We start from the raw sequence: 991 nt of genomic DNA, 5'->3' as shown, positions 1-991 counted from the left end.
TGAACTGGTCCCCGAAAGTTGGACTGGCTTAGTAAGAGCCTAAACTGCAAGGGCCTGAGCACGGTATTGCACCGGGCTCAGGCCCTTGAGCCTTGTTGAGATTCTTTCGGTGTTGTACCAGTGGATGTACTCGTGAAGTGCTGCGGCCAGTGCGTCGGTGTTGATAAATCGGACGTGGTGGAACAATTCTTCCTTGAGGTGTCCGAAAAAGTTTTCCATCACGGCGTTGTCGTAGCAGTTGCCTTTGCGCGACATGGACTGAACTGCGCCGGCTTTCTTGAGCAGGTTCCGCCATGAGACGTGCTGGTACTGGAAGCCCTGATCTGAGTGCACCAGCACGGTTTGCCCGGGTTGAAGGATGTTCAGCGCCTCCCGAAGCGAGGTGTTTGTTAGCTCCAGGTTTGGTGACAAGCCAACGGAGTAGGCGATGATCTGCCGATCGAAGAGATCCATGATCGGTGAGAGGTAAAGCTTCCGGTCGCCGACGCTGAATTCCGTCACGTCCGTCACCCACTTCCGGTTGGGCCCATCGGCCTCAAACTCCCGATTCAGGACGTTCGGGGCAACCTTTCCCTGATCACCCTTGTAGGAGCTGTAACGTTTCTTCCGCCGGACTTTGCAGACGAGCCGCAAAGAACGCATCAGCTTCAGCACCGTCTTCTTGGCGATCGTCCACCCTTGCTTGACCAGTTCGGTATGAACACGTCTGTGCCCGTACCGGCCGTGGTTCTTCTCGAATATCTCTATGACTTTGGCCTTGAGTTCCTCCCGGGGGTCGGGAGCTTGGAGGCGGGCCTGGTGGTAGAAGAATGTTGACCTGGCAATACCCGTGATCTGAAGAAGTATCGGGAGGGGAAAATCAGCCTTGAGGGCGATGAGGGCTTGAACCTTCACCGTCGTTCCTGCGCCCTCAAGGCCCGCAATTTTCCCAGGTAAGCCACTTCCGCCCGCAAGCGTTCGTTCTCCCGCCGCAGTCGTTCCAGTTCGGGTA

The 991-nt window shown here is 56.4% G+C and carries 1 protein-coding gene; it reads right to left on the bottom strand.

Annotated features, from left to right (window positions below; genetic code table 11):
• Positions 1-39: 39 nt before the first annotated feature.
• Positions 40-991, bottom strand: a 952-nt coding sequence (locus tag FNL14_RS22770) for an IS3 family transposase (protein WP_142065032.1), incomplete at its 5' end; no start/stop codon positions are given.

This window comes from Pseudarthrobacter sp. B4EP4b (assembly GCF_006680095.1).
Classification (GTDB): domain Bacteria; phylum Actinomycetota; class Actinomycetes; order Actinomycetales; family Micrococcaceae; genus Arthrobacter.
Note: the sequence above shows the minus strand (reverse complement) of the source record. Positions and strands in the feature narration are given on the sequence as shown.